Genomic DNA, 20,585 nt, shown 5'->3' with positions numbered 1-20,585 from the left:
CCCCGTGCACTGCCCCCGCTTGGGTAGGCTGGTGGGGTGAAGAGCGCGCCATCATCGTCCACCGAGGACTACGTGAAGGTCATCTACTCCTTCACGGAGTGGCAGGACAAGCCCATCACGTCCTCGCAGCTGGCCGCACGCCTCGGCGTCGCCAACTCCTCCGTCTCCGAGATGGTGCGCAAGCTCAAGGACCAGGGCCTCGTGGACCACCAGCCCTACGGCGCCGTGCGGCTCACCGACGCCGGCCGCGAGCTGGCCCTGCGCATGGTCCGCCGGCACCGGCTCCTCGAGACGTTCCTGGTCAACGAGCTCGGGTACCGCTGGGACGAGGTGCACGACGAGGCGGAGCACCTCGAGCACGCGGTCTCCGACCTCTTCGTCGAACGGCTGGCCGCCAAACTGGGCCACCCCGGGCGGGACCCGCACGGGGACCCGATCCCGAGCGCGTCCGGCGCCGTGGAACGCCCCGACGCGCACCGCCTCAGCGAGCTCGACGCCGGCCACGAGGGCCGCATCACCCGCATCAGCGACGACAACCCGGACCTCCTGCGCTACCTCGCCACCGAGCACATCGCGCTCGACTCCGACGTCGTCGTCGTGCGGCGCAAGCCCTTCGGCGGGCCGCTCGTGGTGCGGATCCGCGAGGGCGGCGCGGAGCGGGACTTCGACGTCGCGGACGAGGTGGCCGACTCCCTCTGGGTCGAGAGCGGCCGGCCCCACGCCGGGTGCACGCTCGGGCAGTAGTGGGCGCGGCGGCGGCCCGAACGCAGAACACCCCCGGTCCGAAGACCGGGGGTGTTCTGGGATGTCGCGACTCATCCGTGAAGGATGTCCCTTCACAAGAGTGGAGATGGGGGGAATTGAACCCCCGTCCGATGCGGTTTTGCCAGGGCTTCTCCGGGCGCAGCGTGCTTCGGGATTTCTCGGCCCCAGCCATCATGCACGCAAGTGGCTGACCCGGGCCCAGTCATCGAAGAGTCCCACCAGCCCCGATGACGAGGGCTGGCAGCAGTGGCCGTCTAGATGACGCCAGGATCCGGGTCGACAGCAGTCCCGGGCTGACGGACTTGCTCGCTACTTAGGCAGCGAGAGCGAAGTCAGTGCGCTTAGAGTTGGCACTTATTGGTTTGCAGAGAGCGTTGACGAGATGACTCTGCATCCTCGGCCCGCTTCACCTGTCGCGACCTACATCGTCGAAACCGATCATCCCCTCTTCAGTTGTCAAACTGCCCGGATCCCCTCTCGGCGACCCGGAACATCCAGTATAGCGCCCTCGCCCCGGGGATTATTCCGGCGCCTCGCGGAGCAGGCCGGCGCGCTCCTTGGCCTCGAGGACGCGGAGGGCGGCGTCGTCCACGGTCCGCGCGAACGCCCGGTCGGCGCGGGCGCGGTCCACGATCCCCTGCCAGACGCGCGGCGCGAGGACGCTGTTCGTGCACAGGGCCATCGTGCCGCCAGCGGCGAGGAAGTCGGCGCCCCGCCGCTCCGGAGGGACCGGTGCGAGCTGAGCGGCGTCGCAGATGTCGTCCGAGATGATGATGCCTCGGAAGCCCAGGTCCCCGCGCAGCATCCCCCGCATCACCGTCGGCGAGAACACGGCGTCCCTGCCGGGGTCGATCGCCGGATACCTCGCGTTGGAGACCATGAGCCACTCTGCGCCCGCCGCGACCGCGCCGGCGAAGGGTGCGATGTACGGGTCCTTGCGCGTCGTGGCCGGATCGCTGACGCCGCTCGCGGTGTCAGTGTTGGCCGTCACGCGGCCCAGGCCGGGGAAGTGCTTGGGCACCGCAGCGACCCCGCCGTCCGCCATCCCCTGCGCGAACGCGATCCCGTGCGCCGCGACGGCCTCCGGCGTGTATCCGTACTCTCGTCCCCACTGCCCGATCGGGGCGTTCCGCGGCGCGAAGCCAGCCGACGGGACGGTGTCCAGCACCGGCGCTAGGTTCACCGTGATGCCCACCGCCGCCAGCTCCCTCCCCCAGCCGGCGGCCGCGCGGCGCAGGGCCGCAGGGGCCATGCGGCCCTGCTCGACCGCGGCGGGCATGTCGGTGAAACCCGGCCCCCGCAGCACCTGGACGGCGCCGCCCTCCTGGTCCGTCGCCACGAACGGGCTCTGGGGCGACGTGGAGCGGACGGCGGCCCGCAGCGTGGCGACCGTCTCGGCGACGGCCGCGGAGCCCGCCGTCGTGCGCCCCCTGAGGAAGACGTTGGCGGCGCGCGAGGCGCGGAGTGCCTCGAGCGTGGCCACGTCTGCCCCCGCCACCGGCGCGCCGACCATCATCGCCTGCGCCGCGCGCTGCTCGAGGCTGAGCCGGGCGAGCGCGCTCTGCGCGCGGGTCGGCGGCGGGGCGCTGCGCGGGGGCGAGGAGGTTCGCGCTGTGGCGCTGAAGGATCCGGGGGCCGACGACGGCGACGTGGACGCAGTGCCACTCGGCGCCGTCGTGCCCCTGCCTGAAGGGGACGTCGCGGCCGACCCGGACGCAGGCGGGCCGGAGGGCGCGGAGACGAGCCGCGGGACCACCGCGGCCAGGACGATGACCAGCGCGAGCCCCGCAGCGACGAGTGCGAGGCGCAGGGCCAGGGGGAGAGCGGCAAGACGGGCTCGCGTCAGGCGGATCGGTGCCATTGCCAGTCTGTCACCTTCCCACCAGCGGCCGTGCCGCAGGCTGAATGCCGTCTCAGCGGCGGCGGTTCCGGGCCCGCATCTCGCGCAGCGCCTCGCGCTTGTCCTGCGCCTCACGCAGGGCCTGCCGCTTGTCGTAGTCCCTCTTGCCCCGCGCGAGGGCGATCTCGACCTTCGCGCGGCCGTCGTTGAAGTAGACCTGCAGCGGGACGACCGTCAGGCCAGCCTCATTGACCTTCTGCTCGATCTTCGCCAGCTCCTCGCGGTGCAGCAGCAGCTTGCGCCGCCTTTTCGAGGGGTGGTTGGTCCACGAGCCCTGAGTGTACTCGGGGATGTTGACGGCCTCGAGCCACAGCTCACCGCCGGAGAACTGGCAGAAGCCGTCCCCGAGGGCAATGTGGCCCTCGCGCAGCGACTTCACCTCGGTGCCCATGAGGACGAGTCCGGCCTCCCACGTGTCAAGGATCGTGTACTCGTGCCGGGCCTTGCGGTTGGTGGCCACAACCTTCCGGCCACTCTCTTTCGGCACGGCTGCACTCCTCGGTCGAATCGGTCGGGTGGCCCAGGGAGCCGGCCGGTCACGCGTGGATCCGGCGGCCCTTGACGGGGACGTCCAGTCTACAGCAGCGGCATCGGGCTGCAGCAGCGCAAGGGGCTGCAGCAGCCTAACGGGCTACAGCAGCTGCATCGGGTCCACCGGCGAACCGTTGAGCCACGTCTCGAAGTGCGAGTGGCATCCGGTGGAGTTGCCGGAGGTGCCCGAGTAGGCGATCAGCTGGCCCTGGCTCACGCGCTGCCCGGCCCCGACCGCCACCGTGCTGTTGTGGTAGAAGACGGTGGTGAGCGAGTTCCCCTGGACCACGCCGTGGGAGATCATCACCGTGTTGCCGCCGCCATTGTTGAGCCATCCGGCCGTGGTGACGGTGCCGGCGGCGGGGGCGTAGATCGGGGTCCCGCACGCGGCGCCGAAGTCGATGCCCGTGTGCATGTAGCCCCCCGTGCCGTAGAAGTCGATCGACCCCGGCGGAGTGGCCCGCCAGCCGAAGCCCGAGGTGATGGGCACTCCCCTGAACGGGTTCATGAGGCCGAAGGCCGACGGCGAGCCGGTCTGGGTGGCCGACTCGCGGGCCGCGCGGGCGGCCGCCTCGGCCTCGGCCGCGGCGCGGCCGGCGGCGAGTGCCGCCCGGCGCGCCTCCGCAGCGCGCTGCTCCGCGATGCGGCGCTGCTCTGCGAGCCACGCCTCGCGCAGCCTCCGGTCGCGCTCGACGATCTGCGCCGCGACCCTGTCCTGCTGCTCCTTGAGGGCCGCGATCTTCTCCCTGATCGCAGGGCGGGCGGCCTCGAGCTCGGAGTTCAGGCGGCTCGTGGAGGCGATGAGCCGGTCGACCTCCGCCTTGCGGCTCGCTGCCTCGTCCCGGGCCGCCTGCTCCTTGCGCAGCGCCTCGTCCGCCTGGGCCTTCAGATCGGTGATCTCGGCCTCCACCGCTGCGAGGCGCGCCTCGGCGTTGACGTTCGCGGCGCTCTGCTGGGAGAGCTTCTCGAGCGCGACGTTCTGGCTGCGCATGGCCTGGTCTGCGAGGTCGATCGACCCCGCGAGGCTCCCGCCCCCCGAGGACCCGAAGATGAGCGACAGGTTCGAGGGCACGCCGCCGCTCTTGTAGGCCTGGCTCGCGATCTGCCCGATGAGCTTCTTGGTCTCGTCGATCTTGCCGCGGTCCGCCTCGATCTGGGCCGTGATCTTCGCCTTCGACTGCTGCGCGGCGTCCACGCGGACGGCGAGAGCCCGTACCTCGTTCGTCGCCGCCGTGACACGCCCCTGGGCCTCGAGCAGGGCCTGCTGGGCGCCGGGCAGCTTCGCGCGGTGTGCTGCGAGATCCGCCGCGGTCTTCGCGATCCTCCCGTCGAGGAACTCGAGGGACTGCTGCGTCTCCCTTGCCTGCTGGGCGAGCCGTTCCTTCTGGTCGTCCAGCTCGTCGGCGGTCGCCGCCGGCCCCGACGCGACGAGCACCGCCAGGAGGGCAGCCGCGAGCACTGCGCCGCCTGCCCTGCGGGCCCGGGTGCTGATCCGGCGCGGTCCGGGAGCGGGGTGATGCACTGCGCGTTCGTCCATGTCCACCATGATGGCCTCCTGCCGCTCAGACCTTGAGATACCGACGGAGGGTCAGCATCGACGACACGCCCGCGAGCACCGCGCCCAAGAGGATGAGCAGCGGCGCCAGCACGAGCGTCTGAGACGGCGAGATGAACGCCGTGTCCGGGTACTGCTTGGCGAGGACCTCGCCGAGGAAGAATCGGGCGACTGCCCACAGGGTGCCGGCCGCGAGCACCGCACCGACCGCTGCGGCGATGACGCCCTCGAGCACGAACGGCAGCTGGATCATGAGCTTGGAGGCGCCGACCAGGCGCATGATCCCGGTCTCGCGCCTCCTGCTGAAGGCCGAGAGCCGGATGGTCGTGGCTATGAGCAGGATCGCGCACACGATCATGATCCCCGCGATGACGATCGCGACGAGCGAGGCGCCGTTCATGACCGAGAAGAGCCGTTCGAGGAGCTGCCGCTGGTCGATCACGGTCTCGACTCCGGGCTGGGAGGAGAACGTCTCGCTGATGATCTGGTACTTCTCCGGGTCCTTGAGGTTGATCCGGAAGGAGGCGGGCAGCTGCTCGGGCGTCACCGAGTCGACGATCGGGGAGTTGGCGAACTGCTCCTTGAAGTGTCCGTAGGCCTCCTCCTGGGTCTCGAAGTGGTAGTCGCTGATGTACTGGGCGACTGCAGGCGACTCGAGCAGGCCGGAGAGGGCCTTCTGCTGGTCGGCGGTGACCGGTCCAGAGGCGCACCCGGGCGCAGTGGACCCCTCGCCGCACAGGAAGATCGCGACCTGGACGCGGTCGTACCAGTAGCCCTTCATCTGGCTGATCTGCATCTGGAGCATGCCGGCCGCGCCGACGAACGTGAGTGACACGAACGTGACGAGGATGACCGAGACGACCATCGAGACGTTGCGGCGGAGCCCGCCCCCGATCTCCCCGAGGATGAATGCGAGCCTCATGCGCCCTCGCCCTCCCCCACGCGCACCGGCCGCGGGACTGCGCCCGGCCGGCGCGCCGCGCCGGGACGGCCCTGCTGCACCGTGGGCATCATGGACGTGTAGAGCGCCTTCGCCTCGTCCCGGATGACGACACCGTCCTTGAGCTCGATGACCCGCTTGCGCATCGAGTTGACGATGTCGGTGTCGTGGGTGGCCATGACGACCGTGGTGCCGTTCTGGTTGATCTTGTCCAGGATCGCCATGATCCCCTGCGACGTCGCGGGATCCAGGTTCCCGGTGGGCTCATCGGCGAGGAGGATGCCGGGCCGGTTCACCACGGCGCGCGCGATCGCGACGCGCTGCTGCTCGCCGCCGGAGAGCTCATGGGGCATGCGGTGGGCCTTGCCCTCGAGGCCCACGGTCTTGAGCACCTCGGGCACCGCGTCACGGATGATCGCGCGGCTCTTCCCGATCACCTGCATCGCGAAGGCGACGTTCGCGAACACGTTCTTCTGCGGAAGGAGGCGGAAGTCCTGGAAGACGACGCCGATCCCGCGGCGCAGGCGCGGCACGCGCCAGCTCGAGAGCGCGGCGACATTCTGGCCGGCCACGAACACGCCGCCGCTCGTGGCGCGGTCCTCGCGCAGCACAAGGCGGAGGAAGGTGGACTTGCCGGATCCGGAGGCGCCGACGAGGAAGGCGAATTCCCCCCGCTCGATCTCGAGCGAGACGGAGTCGAGTGCGGGACGCGCGTTCCGGTCGTAGACCTTGGTGACATTCTCGAAGCGGATCATGGCATTTCCGGCCCGTGGGGACGCACGAAGCGCCGCCCACCGGTGCACGGGCTCCTGTCGGGGGAAAACGCACCGGCGGGTCGACTATAAGCTCCATGGCGCGGATGACCGGCCGAACCCGTGTGGCGTGTCGGGATACCGCCTAGGCTGGGGCAGGATCGGGTGGAGGCGCATCGAGAGGGGACCGATGAAGAGGCTGGCCGTCGTGGGCATTGTGCTGCTGGGCTCACTGTGCGCTCCCCCCGCTGCCTCGCCGACCCCGTCGGGCACCGCGTCGTCGGCCGTCGCGGCGCCCTCCCCGGCGCAGTCCGCCGCTGCAGGCCAGCCCGCCGACGCCCGGGCCAAGCCGGCCACCGCCTTGGCCGTGCCCTCCCCGGGACGGTCCGCCCCCGACGTCGTGCTCGCCGAGCCCGTGGGCCGCGACCCCGGCCCCCCGCCGCTCCCCGAGCCCGCGCCCGTGCACGTCGAGGACACCTCGATCACGCCGAGCGTGACGTCCGTCCAGGCCCTTGCGGCGAGCACGGAGCATCTCGTGCGCGACGACAACTCGGCCCAGATCCGCGCCGTCTTCGACGCGATCAACGCCTACCGCGCCTCCCTAGGGCTCGGCCGGATCCTGTACCACGCCACGGTCGCGGGCCTCGCGCAGGAATGGTCGGACAGCATCGCCTCCCGCGAGGTGATCGAGCACCGGCCCTCGTTCTGGACCGATCCGAGGGCGCTCTCCCCCGACCGTGGCGCAGGCGAGGTGATCGCCGTCCGGTGGGACCGGAACACCGCCGAGATGGTCGCCTGGTGGAAGAACTCCCCCGCCCACAACGCGATCCTCATCGACCCGCGGCTCAACGTCATGGGCGTCGGGATCACGTTCACGGACGGCACGTGGCAGACCACCCCCACGCGCTACGCGACGTGGGGGGTCGTGAACCTGTTCGGCTACTCCGCGCTGCCGGCCGGGACGGTTGACGCCCCCGGATCCACGGCGCCCTCGCCCACCCCGCCCGGCTCACTGCCCCAGCCCGTCACGCAGTGCACGCCCACCGCGCGCCACATGCCCCCCACGCGCGACCTCTCCTCCGCCTCCATCACCGGGCCGGGTGACGTGGTCGCGGTCGACGCCGCAGGAACCCTCTGGCACTATCCCGCCACCGGCACCGGGGCGCTCGGTGCGCGCCGCGCCATCGCACAGGGCCTGTCCGGGTCTGTCCGCGCGCTGACCGCCGACTGGGACAGGGACGGCGTCTACGACGTGCTCGTCCAGGGCGGAGACGGCCGCGTCACCCTCCTGCCCGGCAGGCTCGAGGGCGGGTTCGGCACCGCGGCGGTCCTGGGCCAGTCCGGCTGGGCCGGGTACGGGCTGGCCGTCGGCGAGTGGTGCGAGCGGAACCGGCTCCCCCAGCTCCTGGCGCGGGACGGTTCGGGTGCCGTGTTCCTCTACCCCAACAACCCGGGACTGACCGACCTCGTCCAGCGCGCTTCCGTGACGACCGTGCCATCCGGCGCCCAGCTGGGGATCGCCGACGTGGACGGGGACGGGCTCGATGACGCGCTCGTGCTCAGCGGCGGGGTGCTGAGCGTGGCGAAGGGGACCGGGGACGTGGTGCCGGCTGCGGCGCCGCGGCGCACCCTCGCAGCGGACTGGTCCGCGGTCCGCTCGTTCCGGGTCGTCGAGGGCTTCCTGACAGGGGCGGGCGCCGGGATCATCGCGGTGCGGACCGACGGGACGGCCGTGTACTACGGGCTCTCCGGCGGCAGCCTCGTGGCCCCGCGGGCGCTCCCGGGCTCCTTCGCGGGGCTGACCCTGGCCGGCTGACGCCCGTCGCTGTCCTGCGGCGGCCTAGTCGGCCGCGCCCTGCCGCTGGCCGGCACGCCAGCGGATGCCGGCGTCGATGAAGCCGTCGATGTCGCCATCGAGCACGGCGGAGGTGTTGCCCACCTCGTGGTCGGTGCGCAGGTCCTTGACCATCTGGTACGGGTTGAGCACGTAGGAGCGCATCTGGTCGCCCCAGGAGGCCTTGACGTCACCCGCGAGCGCCTTCTTCTCGGCGTCCTCCTGCTCCTTCTTGAGCAGGAGGAGGCGGGACTGGAGGACGCGCATCGCGGCGGCGCGGTTCTGCAGCTGCGACTTCTCGTTCTGCATCGACACGACGATGCCGGTGGGGATGTGGGTGAGGCGGACCGCGGAGTCGGTCGTGTTGACCGACTGGCCGCCCGGGCCGGAGGAGCGGAAGACGTCGACGCGGATCTCGTTGTCCGGGATGTCGATGTGGTCCGTCTGCTCGATGAGAGGGATGACCTCGACCGCTGCGAAGGAGGTCTGCCGCCGGCCCTGGTTGTCGAACGGGCTGATGCGCACCAGACGGTGCGTGCCAGCCTCGACGGAGAGGGTTCCGTACGCGAACGGGGCGTTGACCTCGAACGTGGCCGACTTGAGCCCGGCCTCCTCCGCATAGGAAGTGTCCATCACCTTGGTGGAGTAGCCGCGGCGCTCCGCCCAGCGCAGGTACATGCGCATGAGCATCTCCGCGAAGTCGGCCGCGTCAACGCCGCCTGCGCCGGCGCGGACGGTGACGACAGCCTCGCGCTCGTCGTACTCGCCGTTGAGGAGCGTGACGACCTCGAGCTCCTCGAGGGACTTGCGGATCGACTCGAACTCCTTGGACGCCTCGGCGAGGGAGTCGGCGTCGCCCTCCTCCTGGGAGAGCTCGACGAGAACTTCGAGGTCGTCGATCCGCTCCCCCAGCTTCTCGACCCGCTCGAGCTCGGACTGGCGGTGCGAGAGGCGCGAGGTGACGGCCTGGGCCTTGGACGGATCGTCCCACAGGTCCGGCGCGCCGGCGGCCTCGCTCAGCTCGGCGATCTCCGCACGCAGCGCGTCGACGTCGGTCACCTGCTCGATCGAGGCGTGGGTGGCGCGAAGCGCTCGGATCTCTGCGGAAAAGTCGATCTCAGCCATAACCATCCAAGGCTACGCCATTCCGCAGGCGGAGGCCGCCCGCTCGCAGCTGCTGCCGCAGGCGCCGCGGTCCGTGCCCTAGCGGACGAGTCGGGCCCGGGCGCTCGACGTGGCCTGGATCGGGACGCCGTCCGGGAGCAGGAAGCCCGCCACAGGTACATGAGCCACAGCGCTGAGGCTCACCGTGGCGGTGCGGCCGTCCGGGGTTCCCGTCGCCGAGGCGACGACGAGGCGGTCGAACCGCGCTGGCGTCCCGTCCCGCTCGAGGTAGCCCACGACGACGCCGCGCACCCTCTCGGCGGACAGCGCCGCCGCGGGTGGGGCGTCGCCCGAGGCCGCAGCTGCAATGGTGAAGCTGTCCGCAGCAGCGACCGCGGCGCCGTCGGCCGCGGAGAGGAGCTTCTTGTGCTCGATGTACACGGCTGAGACTCCCATGACCGTCGTGGCGACGAGGAGGCACAGCACGGCGAATCCGATGACGAGGACAATGATCTGCCCCGACTCGTCGCCCCCAGCGCAGCGGCGGACCCTGGCGGCCCAGCCGGCGATCCGGGCAGAACAGCGGGGAATCCGGGCGGCACGGCTCCCCGCGGGCACGGCACGGCGGTCCCTGGACTTGAGCCCGCGCGTCACCGGAACCTCCCGACGATCTGGGTTGCCGAGGCGTCGACCCGCCCCACCGTGAGCCCGAAGCCCTCTGCCACCGGGCTGAAGGGAAGCGGGACGTCCACGTGTACGGTCGCGGAAACCGCGGCCCCCGCCTGCAGGCAGGGGCTGCGGTCACAGGAGAGCTCGAGCCGGGCGCTGTGCCCGGCCATCCCGAAGTCTGCCATCGCCACGCGCACGGACGCAGCAGCAGCCGCGTGCGCCGCCTCCTCGTCGGCAGCCTGGGCGTAGGACTTGGCCGCGTGGTCCGCCGCCCCGGCCGCGGCGAAGGCCGCGCCCTGCAGCGAGCCGACCGTCAGCACGAAGTACACGACGGGCACGAGGACCATCAGGCCGAGGAACACGAACTCCACGACGGCGCTCCCGTCCTCGCCCCGCGCTGGAGGGCCGGACCCGTCCAGACGCGGCCAGCGGCGCCGGAGCGGTGCCGTCTCACTGGACCGGTGCATGGCCAGCCACCTCCATGGTCCCTCCCGGGCCGATCAGCCCCACGACGGGGATCGGCGCGGTCACCCTGACCTCGAGGCTCCGGGCCCCGGCGAAGTCGGCCTGGCTGACGCTGATGCTGCGCGCATAGTCGGCGCCCACCGTTGCGGTGATGAGCTCGGCCGCGCGCTGCCTCGCGTCCTCCGGTGTGCGGTCTGCCAAGGTGCCGTAGCGGGCGCCCGAGGCCGCGGCGTCGACGAGGACGTTGCGGACATGCAGCACGAGGGCCAACTGGACCACGGCGAGCGCGAGCACGGTGAGCAGGCCGCCCACGAGGACGAAATCCGTCACGGCGGCGCCCCGCTCGCGCTCACCGCCGCGCAGGCCTTCCCGCGGCGTCCCCACCGTCTACTTGCTGACCTTGCCGATGGCCTGCTGGAAGAGGCCCTCGAGAGCCGGCCCCGCGATCGCGAGGAGGCCCATCACGAGCACGGCAGACATGAGCGTGATCATGACCCAGCCGGGGACATCGCCCCGTTCCCCCTCTCCCGGCTCGGTCCCCAGCGCAAGCCTGACGCGCGCCGTCAGGCCGGCGGCGAGCGCGGCGAGCATGACCCTCGCAGTGATCATCTTCTCCATGGTGTTCCTTCCCCCCGTTGATCGGTTCTTGGTGAGTCTTTCTTCAGGTGCATCTGCCAGTGGTGCGGTGGTCCGTGCGCCGCGGCGTCAGAGGCCGAGGGTCACTGCTGCGATCCCCGGATAGACGGCGAAGACGACCGTGAGGGGCAGGACGCCGAAGACGAGCGGCACCATCATCGCGATCTCCTTCTTGCCCGCCGCCTCCATGAGCTCCCGCTTGGCGACGTCGCGCACGTCCTGGGCTTGGGCGCGCAGGACGTCAGCGAGCGGGGTCCCCCTCTCGATCGCCACGACGAGCCCAGCCGTGAACCGCGTGATCGGCGCGAGGTCGACCCGGTCGGCCATCGACTGGAGAGCAGCCGTCAGCGGCATTCCTGCACGGGTGTCCGCGAGCACCGTGCCGAACTCCTTGGCGAGTTCGCCGGTCGAGGTCTTCGCGGTGCGGTCGAGGGCACCGGCGGCCGTCTCCCCGGCGCCGACGGCGAGGGCCATCATGTCCGCGATGGACGGGAATTCGCTGAGGATGCGCTGCTTGCGCCTCATGATCGCCCCGCCGAGCATGTAGTCCCGTGCCATGAAGCCCGCAGCTGTCGCCGCCACGACCATGAGCACGCCGAAGACGGCATTCAGGCGGCCGGCGAACGCTGTGGCGACGACGGCCCCCATGGCGAGCACGAAGGCGCCGCCTGCCCAGAGGACCTGCTCCGCACGGAAGTCCACCGCCGTCTTGGACGACCCCGCCTGGGCGAGGCGGCGGTTCAGGGCGGCGTTGCCCAGATTCAGCTTCGAGAGGGAGCCCACCGCGTCATGCAGGAGTGGCCTGAGGATCTGCTCGAGCGGGCCGAACGGCGTCACGCTCGTCGGCTCCTGCCGCAGGAGCCGGGACCGGTGGTCGACGGACCGCAGCTGGGGAGCCACTCGCTCTGTGAACGTGGTCCGCCGCATGACCGGCAGGCGGACGAACGTGAGCCAGAGGCCCACTCCGAGAGTGGCGCCCGTGAGGACCGTCAGAGCGGTGAGGCCGCTCATCCGAGGACCCGGCCTTCCTGCGGGAGCGCGCCGATGCGCAGCATGAGGCGGTAGCAGAAGAGGGATACGGCAAGGCCGACGACGAGCACCGCCATGCCTGTCGCGCTCGCGTAGGCGGCCATCGCCTCGGGCCGGGTGGACATGAGCAGGAGCACTGCCCACGGCGCTGCGACGGCGAGCCGTGCCGCGTTGACCGTCCATGACTGGCGCGCCTCCAGCTCGGCCCTGGTGCGTGCGCTCTCGCGGAGGAACTCGCCGAGGGTGCCGAGGAGGCGCCCCAGATCCGAGCCGCCCACTTCCCGTGTGAGCCGCAGCGCCTCCACGATCCGATCGGCCACGGGGTCAGCGAGGCGGTCCTTGAGCCGGTCCAGGGCGATGCCGAAGCTGCCTCCCGACCGGTAGTCGGCCCCGAAGTCCAGGAACACTTCCCTGAGCTGCTCCGGCCCCTTGTATCCGAGCTGGATGAGCGCCTCGGGCAGGGACAGGCCAGCCCGGATCGCCGAGCGCAGGTGGTCCACCACGTCCGGCCACAGCTCGCGCAGGACTGCCGCGCGGCGGGCCGCCTGCCACTTGACAAGCGAGAGCGGCAGCATCGCCGCGAAGAGGCCGAAGCAGAGGCCCACGGGGGCGGCCCCGGTCACGACCGCGAACAGGAGCGCCACGAAGAGGCCGAGCCCTGCGCTCGAGAGCACGAGGCCGAGCGGCGTGACCCTCTGGATGCCGGCCTGCTGGATGAGGACCGCAAGGCGGCCGGGTCGCTGCGGACGCGGCCGCCTGCGGGGCATCGGCCAGAAGGACCACCATACGAGGAACAGCCCGATGCCTCCGAGGAGGCCGAGCACCGCTGCCATCAGGCCGCCTCGAGGAGGGATGCGACGTCGATCCCTGCGCGCGCGAACTTCTCCACGGCGGGCAGCCCGGTGGCGCCCGGGCGCAGTACACCGTCAGCGTCGAGCGAGAACACCGTGGAGGTCTCGATGACGCCGCCCTCCACGCGCTGCCCGAGGGCGAGGATCTCGCTCACCTGGCGGCGGCCGTTGGGATGGCGCGTGCAGTGCACGATGAGGTCGATGCACGCCGCCACCGTCGGCACGACGAATGCGGAGGAGATGTTGCTCCCTGCAAGGAGGGGAAGGGTGCACAGCTTCGTGACGGCGTCCTGCGCCGAGTTGGCGTGGATGGTGCACATGCCCGGGAGTCCTGAATTGAGGGCGATGAGCATGTCGAGGCTCTCCGCCTCCCGCACCTCCCCGACGACGAGGCGGTCGGGGCGCATTCGCAGGGCTTCCTTCACAAGGCGGCGCAGCGGGATCTCGCCTGTCCCCTCGAGGTTCGGCTGGCGGCACTGGAGTCCGACGACGTCGCGCAGCGGGAACTGCAGCTCGAAGATCTCCTCGACCGTCACCACCCGCTCCCGCGAGCCGATCGAGGCGCCGAGGCAGTTGAGCATCGTAGTCTTGCCGGCCTGGGTGGCCCCGGACACGAGGATGTTGAGGCCGCCGGACACGGCCGCCGCGAGGAACCGGGCTGCGTGCGGTGTGATCGAGCCGAGTTCCACCAGATGGTCGAGCCTGGTCGCCTTGACGACGAACTTGCGGATGTTCACGGCCCAGTGCCTCCGCGTCACGTCAGGGATGACCACGTGGAGGCGGGATCCGTCGGGGAGGGCTGCGTCCACGAAAGGGCTCGAGAGGTCGAGCCTGCGTCCCGAGGACTTGAGCATGCGCTCCACGAGATCACGCACCTGCTCCTGGGTGAGCATGACGCCGGTCAGCTCGGACTCGCCGTTCCGGGCCACGAAGACCTCGGTCGGGGAGTTGATCCAGATCTCCTCGATGGTCGGATCGTCGAGGAACGGCTGGAGCGGACCGAATCCAGCGACCGCGTCGAAGACGCGCTTGCGGGCCTCCTCGAGTGCGCCGAGCGGCGGTACCGCGCCGAGGAGCGCGCGCTCGTCGTAGTCGACGACTGCTGCATCGACGAGCCGACGGACCTCGCCCGTCTGGCTCAGCGGATCGATGCCGCGGAGCCTGACGAGCTCACGGACTTCGCCCTCGACGATGCGCACTGCGTCCACGGATTCCCCCCTTGACGGATGCCGGCGGTCTGCCCCGCGGCACCGTCAGACTAGCGGATCCGGCAAACGCGGAGGGAACGCTCTGGAAACCTGTGGACAAGTGCACGGCCGGAGAGCACAAGGCGCCCGACCGGATGGTTCCGGACGGGCGCCTTGCGCCTGCGGGGCGCCTGTCACTCGGGCTCAGGCGTCCCTGGGGCCAGCACAGCTATCCCGAAAGGGCCCGCTTCGCGCACCAGTCGAGCACGCTCTCGATCACGCGGTCCTGGTCGGAGTCCCTGAGGTCCGTGGAGCAGGGCAGCGAGAGCCCGCGCCTGAACAGCTCCTCGCTGACCGAGCCGCCGAGCCGCTCCTCGTCCCGCAGTGGAGGCTGCATGTGCAGCGGGCGCCAGAGGGCACGGGACTCGATCCCCGCGTGGGCCAGGTGGTCCTGCAGCGCGTCGCGCGCCTCGGTGCCGTCCGTCCCCGGCACCTTGACCGAGTACAGCCAATAGGTCGAGGCGGTCTCCTGGAGGTCCGGTGGCACCTCGAGCGCGGTGCCCGAGAACGCCTCGCTGTAGCGGTGCGCGATCCGCCGCTTCGTCTGGACGAACTCGTCCAGCCGCTCGAGCTGGGCCACGCCGAGCGCAGCAGCGAGGTTCGTGAGCCGGTAGTTGAAGCCGACCTCGTCGTGGAGGTAGCCGCGGTCGGGCATCCTCGCCTGGGTCGAGAGGTGCTTGGCGCGGCGGGCCAGGTCCTCGTCGTCGGTCACGAGCATGCCGCCGCCGCCGGTGGTCATGATCTTGTTCCCGTTGAACGAGTACGCACCGAAGTGGCCGACCGTGCCCACGTGGCGTCCGGCGAGCGGACCCGAGGTCCAGGTGGCGCCCAGCGCCTCGGCCGCGTCCTCGATGAGGACCATCCCGAATTCGTCCGCGAGTTCCCGCGCCGCGTGCGCGTCCGCCGGCTGGCCCAGAATGTGGACGATCTCGATCGCCTTCGGAAGCCTCTCCCCTGCCGCCCGGCGCCGCTCGAGCTCGGCACGGAGCAGGGGCACGTCCATGCACCAGGACGCCTCGTCCGAGTCGACCAGGAGGAGGTCCGCGAACTGGTAGGACGCGGCGTTCGAGCTGGCCATGAAGGTGAAGTCCGAGACGGCCACGACGTCTCCGGGCCGGATCCCGGCCAGGCGCATCGCGATGTGCAGCGCCGCGGTGCCCGAGGAGCAGGCGACGGCGTGCTTGGCGCCGACGTAGGCCGCGAACCGCGACTCGAACTCGCTCACGTACTGACCGACGGAGGAGACGAACCCGCTCTTGATGGCGTCGTCGAGGAGCTCCGCCTCGCGGCTGCCGATGTTCGGGACGGCGAGGGGAATCCGGTCCATCACCGCCTTGCCTGGGCTAGCGGACATACTTCGCCGCCGCCCGGGCGTCGACGCCGCGTGCGGCGATCCACTCGGCGGTGCGGCGCAGGCCCTCCTCGAGGCCGACAGTCGGCGCCCAGCCGAGCTCGCGCAGCGCCTGCGCCGGGTCGGACAGCAGGTGCATGACCTCGCTCGCCTCGGGCCGCACGCGCACGTCCTCGGTGACAACCTCGGCATTCGAGCCAGTCACCTTGGCGGCCATCTCGACGAGGTCGCCGATGCTCACGTCGGTGCCGGTGCCCAGCTGGATGACCTGGCCCTCGAGCGGGATCCTTGCGGTGGCCGCCTTGAGGAAGCCGTCCGCGGTGTCCTCGACGAAGGTGAAGTCGCGGCGCGGCAGGAGCGAGCCCAGACGGATCGTCTCCGCGCCCGCGATCATCTGCTGCAGGACCGTCGGGATGACGGCGCGCGCCGACTGGCGGGGACCGTAGGTGTTGAAGGGGCGGAGGACCACCACGGGGGTCTCGAACGAGCTGGCCCACGCCTCGCACAGCTTGTCTGCGGCGATCTTGGTGGCGCTGTACGGCGACTGGCCGCGGAGCTCGTTCTCGACCGTGATCGGCACAGTCCTGGGGGTGCCGTAGACCTCGGAGGTCGAGGTGTTCACGAGGCGTCCGACGCCGTGGCGCCGTACTCCCTCGAGGACGTTCAGCGTACCGGTGACGTTGGTCTCCACGTAGGAGCGCGGCGCCTGGTACGAGTACGGGATCGCGATGAGCGCTGCGAGGTGGAGGACGACGTCCGAGCCCTCGACGAGGTCCGAGACGAACTCGGCGTCACGGATGTCTCCGAGCCGGAGGTCGACTGCGTCCCGCTCCTCGGGCGAGAGGTCGTCGAGCCAGCCGTAGGAGCCGTTCGAGTTGTAGACACACAGGGCCCGGACATTCGCGCCCTCGGCGATGAGCCGCTGGGTCACGTGGCTCCCGATGAAGCCGTCCGCGCCGGTGACGACAACGGTCTTTCCTGAGATGTCTTCGTACTCCATGTCTCACTGGCCTTTCGCAGTTGCTAGGTCTTTGGGTGTTCCGACGTCGATCCAGTCCGACTCCATGGGCCACGCGGCGACGTTCCGGCCGGTGTCGATGCAGGCCTTCACGAGGTCGGGCATCGAGTAGGGCTCCATGTACGGGACGAGGTCGAGGGTCTCGGGCCGGACGGCGTAGATCCCGGCGCTGATCTCGAAGCCGAGGGTCGGCTTCTCCGTCACGCCCTGGACGAGCCGGTTGTCCCCGAGCTCGAGGACGCCGAACGGAACCTGGTGCGTGTAGGTGCGGGACACGATCGTCAGCGCCGACTCGTTCGCCTCGTGGAAGTCGAGGAGGTCCCGCGCGGAGTAGCGCGCCATGAGGTCGGCGTTGGTGACGATGAGGGACTCGTCGATCTGCCCGTGCTCCTTGCGGAAGAGGCCCAGTGCCCCTGCCGTGTTGAGGGGCTTCTCGGGGTCCTCGTGGAGGTAGTTGATGGTGCAGCCCAGCTGCGAGCCGTCTCCGAGGTGCTCGACGATCTTGTGCGCGAGGTAGGCGACCGAGACGAAGACCTCGCGCACCCCGGACTCCACGAGGCCGAGGATGATCCAGTCGATGATCGGCCGGTCCGCGACCGTCATGAGCGGCTTCGGGGTGTCCTTCGTGAGGGCACCGAGGCGCGTCCCCTTGCCTCCGGCCATGATGACGGCGGCGTTCTTGAGCGTGGGCCGCCCCACCATGTCGGTCAGGGTGTGCAGGCCCGCGAGGCGCCCGGCAGCGTCCACGATCGGGACCTCGCTGATGCGCAGGCTGCGCATCATGTCCAGCACGGAGGCGCGCGTCACGTCGCGGCCGACCACGCGCGGGCTCGCGTTGACGTAGGGCAGCACCGGGGAGTCCAGGTGCGCGCCCTTGAGGAGGCTCCGGCGGATGTCGCCGTCGGTGACAATGCCCTGGAGCTGCCCGTCGCCGTCGACGACGAGGGCGATGCGGGACGCACCCCGGTCGATAGCCGCGAGTGCCTCTCGGACAGTGGCCTCGGGCCCGACGCAGAAGCTCTTCAGGGAAGCCTCAGGAGTCGCCACTGTTCTCTCCTTCCTCCACGTCGACGAACTTCTTTGCCAAGCCCGTCGATCCACTGTTGACAATAACGCCCTCGATCCGGCCCGCGGCGCGGGAGTCGCCGTAGGGGTTCGCCGTCTGGGAGCTCAACGCCCGGAATCCGGGGCTCAGGGCCTGCCGCATGGCATCCGCCACAGCCTGCCGGTCCTCCGCGCAGTGCAGCACGTTCGCCCCGCACTCGCGCCCCTTCTGCCGGTCGCCCACGTTGACCACGGGGAGGCCGAAGCTCGCGGCCTCGAGGATGCCCGACGACGAGTTCCCCACGACGGCGTCGACCGTCGCCAGGACCCTCGGGTACAGGGATCCGAGGTTCTCGCGCACCGCCACGTGCGGGAGAGCGCTGCGGGCGATTCCCTCGAGCACCCCGATGATCTCGTCGCGGCCGGCGTCGAACCCCGGATAGGTCATGACGGCACTGCCTGCCTGAGCGACCACCTCGCCGAACAGACCCTCTGCAGAGGCGCGGACGTCGACGCCTGAGCCTGCAGTGGGCGGGTGGTACGTGGCGAGGACCGCTGGTCGCACGAGCGGAACCCCGAGGGCCTCCTCGAACTCCTGCGGCGAAAGCGGCTCCACGCCGGCGAAGCGGTCCAGCCCGGGCGCGCCCGTCACATGGATCCTGTCCGCCGACTCGCCGAGCTGCGCGACGCGCCGGCCGGCGCCCGCGGTGCTGACGCAGTGCTGGTCGGCCAGCTTGGTCATGGCGTGGCGGACCCGCTCGTCGAGGGCGCCCTCCGTCACCTCTCCCCCGTGGAGGTGGACGACCCGGGTTCCCGAGAGCACAGCGGGCGGGACGGCGTACATGAGCTCCCAGCGGTCTCCGAGAACCACGAGGGCCTCGGGCGAGACCTCCCGGAGCAGGGCGGACATGCGCAGCGAGAGCTCGGCACCCGCCGCGGCCTGGGCGGCCACGGTGATCTCGGGCAGGTGCAGCCCGAGGTCGTGGTGCTCGAAGGCGAGGCCTGCAAGGCCCGCGTCGAGCAGCTGGCCCGCAGCCGCGCCCTCCTGGAATCCGACCGCGGTGGCGACGTGGAGGCCGACTCCGGCGTTCTCGCCGAGCTTCCGGAGGACCGGTCCCAAGGGGAAGAGGTCCGCGCGGGTACCAACGAAGGCTAGGACCCGCATCTAGGCCAGGTCGTCCTCACGCAGGGGGGACCCCGCCGCGACGGCCTTCGACACGGTCCGGCCCACAACCTGGGCCCCGGGGTGGAGGCCGCCCTCGGGCCGGAGGATGGCGACATCGTCAGCACCGATGACCGTTCCCACGGGGAGGTCCTTCGCAGCGTGGTACGACCGGCGCACGAGGTGGGCGTTCGCGGTCTCGCTGGGCATGCGGCGCTTGACACCGTCTCCGAGCGCGAGGCTCACGTCGCGCACGTCGCGGACGTAGGCGGCGAACTCGGCCTTCTCGAGCGATGCAGCGTGGTCGGGGCCACGGCGGGTCCTGTCCGTCGTGATGTGCTTCTCGAGGATGGTCGCGCCGAGCGCAGTCGCGGCCACCGCCGTGACGCTGCCCTCAGTGTGATCCGACCATCCGACCTCGACGCCGAACTCCTCGCGCATGGCGGGGATGGCGCGCAGGTTGGCGTCGGCCAGGGGCGCGGGGTACGCGGATACGCAGTGGAGGAGGAACGTCAGCGGCGAGTTCCGCGTCGCCTCGAGCGCCTGGGCGATCTCCTCCCGGCTCGCCATGCCGGTCGAAAGGATGAGCGGGATGCCGAAGTCGGCGACGGCGGCGAGGTACGGGAGGTTGGTCAGCTCGCCGGAGCCCAGCTTCATGCCCGGGACGCCCAGCTCGGCCAGGAGCTCGGCGCTCTGGTAGTCGAAGGGGGTCGACAGGAACGTGATGCCCTCGTCGTCGCAGTGGCTGCGGAGCTCTCGCCAGGCGCTCTCGGGGAGCGTGAGCTTCGCGAGCATCTCCGACTGGGAGCTGTCGAAGCCGGCGGCCTGCTGGTATGGGGTCGTGCCCGCTGTCTGGGAGACCAGGGCCTCGGGCCGGAACGTCTGGAACTTGACGGCGTTGGCGCCGCACTCCACGGCGACGTCGATGAGCTCGTGGGCCACCGCGAGTTCGCCGTCATGGTTGACGCCCGCCTCCGCGATGATGAAGACGTCTTCGGCCAAGCCGATGCTGTGGTGGCCGAGGGCCACCGACCTCTGAGCCTGGTCGTGGATCACTGGGATCTTCCCTTCGTTGTGTCGAGGCGGCGTGCCGGAACCCCTACATATGTTGCCACAGCGTCCAAGTCACGGGCCGCGACCGCGGCGGCCCCGAGCACGGCACGGTCGCCGACCGAGACGCCGGGGAGCACGCACGCTCCGGAGCCCATCAGGACGAGCTCCCCCACGCTCCCGGCCCCGAGCACGGCAGCCTTCGGGGCGATGTGCGCGGCGCGGCCTACGACCGCGTCATGCTCCACGATCGCCCCGGTGTTGACGATGGCTGCCTCGCCGATCGACGCGAGCGGGCCGACGTGCGCGTGCTCGGCGACCTGCGCGAGGGCGCCGAGGCGCGCCGTCGCATCGACGGTCGCGGAGCCGGCCACGAGCGGGGCGGCAAGGCGGCGCAGCCCGGCGTCGGCCAGGATCTTCTCCGCCACGGCGGCCCTCACGCGGTTGTCCCCGATGCCGATGGCGATCGAGACGCCGGCCGCGCCCGCCCAGGCGAGGGCTTCGGCGTCGTCCGTGAAGACCTGCGGGAGGCTCCCGTCCGCGCTGCCGAAGCCTTCCGGCGCGCGCCCGCCTGCGGCCGCATCGCACACGCCCGCAACCCTCTCACCGCGGCCGCGGATGATGGAGGCGAGGCTGCGGCCGTGGCCGGACGCCCCCAGGATGAGCCATGCCGTCATCGCGC

At 71.0% G+C, this 20,585-nt stretch carries 21 protein-coding genes and 1 other RNA gene; 2 read left to right on the top strand and 20 right to left on the bottom strand.

The window, feature by feature from the left end; all coding sequences use genetic code 11:
* Positions 1 to 36 precede the first annotated feature (36 nt).
* Positions 37 to 744: a metal-dependent transcriptional regulator gene (locus ABCQ75_RS03240; RefSeq protein WP_345883079.1), complete on the top strand. Its 708-nt coding sequence runs from the start codon at positions 37 to 39 to the stop codon at positions 742 to 744.
* Between the two features lie 98 nt (positions 745 to 842).
* Here the strand turns inward: ABCQ75_RS03240 and ssrA are convergent.
* From ssrA to ftsE, 6 genes are all read right to left on the bottom strand, one after another.
* Positions 843 to 1,211, bottom strand: a transfer-messenger RNA (tmRNA) gene (ssrA, locus tag ABCQ75_RS03235).
* Between the two features lie 74 nt (positions 1,212 to 1,285).
* Positions 1,286 to 2,626, bottom strand: coding sequence for a glycoside hydrolase family 3 N-terminal domain-containing protein (locus ABCQ75_RS03230; protein WP_345883078.1), 1,341 nt, complete (start codon positions 2,624 to 2,626; stop codon positions 1,286 to 1,288).
* Between the two features lie 52 nt (positions 2,627 to 2,678).
* Positions 2,679 to 3,152 (bottom strand): SsrA-binding protein SmpB, encoded by a 474-nt coding sequence (smpB, locus tag ABCQ75_RS03225; RefSeq protein ID WP_345883077.1) that lies wholly within the window; start codon positions 3,150 to 3,152, stop codon positions 2,679 to 2,681.
* A 144-nt stretch (positions 3,153 to 3,296) separates the two neighbouring features.
* Positions 3,297 to 4,733: a peptidoglycan DD-metalloendopeptidase family protein gene (locus ABCQ75_RS03220; protein ID WP_345883076.1), complete on the bottom strand. Its 1,437-nt coding sequence runs from the start codon at positions 4,731 to 4,733 to the stop codon at positions 3,297 to 3,299.
* 25 nt (positions 4,734 to 4,758) lie between these two features.
* Complete coding sequence (gene ftsX, locus ABCQ75_RS03215; protein ID WP_345883075.1) at positions 4,759 to 5,673, bottom strand: permease-like cell division protein FtsX; 915 nt, start codon at positions 5,671 to 5,673, stop codon at positions 4,759 to 4,761.
* On the bottom strand, positions 5,670 to 6,446 hold the full coding sequence (gene ftsE / locus ABCQ75_RS03210; RefSeq protein ID WP_345883074.1) for a cell division ATP-binding protein FtsE: 777 nt from the start codon (positions 6,444 to 6,446) through the stop codon (positions 5,670 to 5,672). The genes ftsX and ftsE overlap by 4 nt, the downstream gene beginning before the upstream one ends.
* Before the next feature lie 187 nt (positions 6,447 to 6,633).
* On the opposite strand from ftsE, the gene ABCQ75_RS03205 reads away from it, so the two are divergent.
* Positions 6,634 to 8,259 carry a CAP domain-containing protein gene (locus ABCQ75_RS03205; RefSeq protein ID WP_345883073.1) on the top strand — a complete coding sequence of 542 codons (1,626 nt, stop codon included), beginning with the start codon at positions 6,634 to 6,636 and terminating at the stop codon, positions 8,257 to 8,259.
* Positions 8,260 to 8,283: 24 nt separating this feature from the next.
* Here the strand turns inward: ABCQ75_RS03205 and prfB are convergent, their stop codons facing one another.
* The 14 genes from prfB to ABCQ75_RS03135 all read right to left on the bottom strand — a co-directional run bounded on the left by prfB (position 8,284) and on the right by ABCQ75_RS03135 (position 20,580).
* Complete coding sequence (gene prfB, locus ABCQ75_RS03200) at positions 8,284 to 9,402, bottom strand: peptide chain release factor 2 (RefSeq protein WP_345883072.1); 1,119 nt, start codon at positions 9,400 to 9,402, stop codon at positions 8,284 to 8,286.
* Positions 9,403 to 9,480: 78 nt separating this feature from the next.
* Positions 9,481 to 10,035 carry a pilus assembly protein TadG-related protein gene (locus ABCQ75_RS03195; RefSeq protein WP_345883071.1) on the bottom strand — a complete coding sequence of 185 codons (555 nt, stop codon included), beginning with the start codon at positions 10,033 to 10,035 and terminating at the stop codon, positions 9,481 to 9,483.
* Positions 10,032 to 10,517 carry a hypothetical protein gene (locus ABCQ75_RS03190; protein ID WP_345883070.1) on the bottom strand — a complete coding sequence of 162 codons (486 nt, stop codon included), beginning with the start codon at positions 10,515 to 10,517 and terminating at the stop codon, positions 10,032 to 10,034. Before ABCQ75_RS03190 ends, ABCQ75_RS03195 begins: the two co-directional genes overlap by 4 nt.
* Positions 10,501 to 10,845: a TadE family protein gene (locus tag ABCQ75_RS03185; protein ID WP_345883069.1), complete on the bottom strand. Its 345-nt coding sequence runs from the start codon at positions 10,843 to 10,845 to the stop codon at positions 10,501 to 10,503. The genes ABCQ75_RS03190 and ABCQ75_RS03185 overlap by 17 nt, the downstream gene beginning before the upstream one ends.
* Positions 10,846 to 10,902: 57 nt before the next feature.
* Positions 10,903 to 11,124 carry a hypothetical protein gene (locus tag ABCQ75_RS03180; protein WP_427916030.1) on the bottom strand — a complete coding sequence of 74 codons (222 nt, stop codon included), beginning with the start codon at positions 11,122 to 11,124 and terminating at the stop codon, positions 10,903 to 10,905.
* Between the two features lie 96 nt (positions 11,125 to 11,220).
* Entirely contained in the window at positions 11,221 to 12,162 is a 942-nt protein-coding gene (locus ABCQ75_RS03175; protein ID WP_345883067.1) for a type II secretion system F family protein, read from the bottom strand.
* Entirely contained in the window at positions 12,159 to 13,013 is an 855-nt protein-coding gene (locus tag ABCQ75_RS03170) for a type II secretion system F family protein (RefSeq protein ID WP_345883066.1), read from the bottom strand. The genes ABCQ75_RS03175 and ABCQ75_RS03170 overlap by 4 nt, the downstream gene beginning before the upstream one ends.
* Positions 13,013 to 14,239, bottom strand: coding sequence for a TadA family conjugal transfer-associated ATPase (locus tag ABCQ75_RS03165; RefSeq protein WP_345883065.1), 1,227 nt, complete (start codon positions 14,237 to 14,239; stop codon positions 13,013 to 13,015). The genes ABCQ75_RS03170 and ABCQ75_RS03165 overlap by 1 nt, the downstream gene beginning before the upstream one ends.
* Positions 14,240 to 14,447: 208 nt before the next feature.
* Positions 14,448 to 15,605 (bottom strand): aminotransferase class I/II-fold pyridoxal phosphate-dependent enzyme, encoded by a 1,158-nt coding sequence (locus ABCQ75_RS03160; protein ID WP_345883064.1) that lies wholly within the window; start codon positions 15,603 to 15,605, stop codon positions 14,448 to 14,450.
* Between the two features lie 16 nt (positions 15,606 to 15,621).
* On the bottom strand, positions 15,622 to 16,629 hold the full coding sequence (locus tag ABCQ75_RS03155; RefSeq protein WP_345883063.1) for an SDR family NAD(P)-dependent oxidoreductase: 1,008 nt from the start codon (positions 16,627 to 16,629) through the stop codon (positions 15,622 to 15,624).
* A gap of 3 nt (positions 16,630 to 16,632) precedes the next feature.
* Positions 16,633 to 17,694, bottom strand: coding sequence for a sugar phosphate nucleotidyltransferase (locus ABCQ75_RS03150; RefSeq protein ID WP_345883062.1), 1,062 nt, complete (start codon positions 17,692 to 17,694; stop codon positions 16,633 to 16,635).
* Complete coding sequence (gene neuC / locus ABCQ75_RS03145; protein ID WP_345883061.1) at positions 17,681 to 18,856, bottom strand: UDP-N-acetylglucosamine 2-epimerase; 1,176 nt, start codon at positions 18,854 to 18,856, stop codon at positions 17,681 to 17,683. The genes ABCQ75_RS03150 and neuC overlap by 14 nt, the downstream gene beginning before the upstream one ends.
* Positions 18,857 to 19,909 (bottom strand): N-acetylneuraminate synthase family protein, encoded by a 1,053-nt coding sequence (locus tag ABCQ75_RS03140; protein WP_345883060.1) that lies wholly within the window; start codon positions 19,907 to 19,909, stop codon positions 18,857 to 18,859.
* On the bottom strand, positions 19,906 to 20,580 hold the full coding sequence (locus ABCQ75_RS03135) for a PglD-related sugar-binding protein (protein WP_345883059.1): 675 nt from the start codon (positions 20,578 to 20,580) through the stop codon (positions 19,906 to 19,908). Before ABCQ75_RS03135 ends, ABCQ75_RS03140 begins: the two co-directional genes overlap by 4 nt.
* Between the last annotated feature and the right edge of the window lie 5 nt (positions 20,581 to 20,585).

Origin of the sequence: Sinomonas halotolerans, assembly GCF_039615075.1 — a bacterium.
GTDB lineage: Bacteria > Actinomycetota > Actinomycetes > Actinomycetales > Micrococcaceae > Sinomonas > Sinomonas halotolerans.
The sequence above is the reverse complement of the archived record's forward strand: the minus strand, read 5'-3'. Positions and strand labels throughout refer to the sequence as shown.